Source organism: Mammaliicoccus sp. F-M27, from assembly GCF_022387115.1.
GTDB classification, from domain to species: Bacteria; Bacillota; Bacilli; order Staphylococcales; family Staphylococcaceae; genus Mammaliicoccus; species Mammaliicoccus vitulinus.
On sequence record NZ_JAJNIE010000040.1, the window covers coordinates 1 to 581 of the forward strand.

Here is a 581-nt window from a genome sequence, read left to right on the forward strand (position 1 = left end):
ATTTTGTTCATTTTCGAATTCTAGATGAAATCGAGCACGCTCACGTAATTCAAAGTAAATATCATCATTTGTATTATTTAAACTATCGGAATCATTTAAAAAAGGTGCTATTTGGGCTAACTTATGTGCGTCTGATTGATCTGTTTTCCAAGACCTTAAAGAGCTTGTTTTGAACTTTGCTTCTAAAGGATTCAACTCAATATAATTAATTTGGTTAACTCGACAGAACCGAACCATAGCTCTTGAATATATACCTGTGGATTCAAAAATTAATTTGGGCTGATTTACACGATTCAAATAATTTAATAAATAATTATAACCATTTTTGTTATTTTGAATAGTAAATTCCTTTTGGAATTTTTCATCGATATAGTGTGCAATCACACTATCTTTTTTACTAATATCAATGCCTAAGTAATCGATAAATAAAACCTCCTTAATAAATTTGAGAAGTTATAACTTTACTGAACCTTTCTCATTTCACTTTCCTATACACGGTTTCAAGAACCCAACATACTACAATCGAATTTCAAAAGGCGAGAGTAAAGCTGACTAGTTTTTTTTACGGATTTCAAACCCAA

1 protein-coding gene is annotated in these 581 nt (G+C 29.9%); it reads right to left on the minus strand.

The window, feature by feature from the left end:
• Positions 1-423 (minus strand): IS110 family transposase (locus LQ598_RS13680; protein WP_345773322.1); only part of this gene is annotated, 423 nt, incomplete at its 3' end.
• Positions 424-581 lie beyond the last annotated feature (158 nt).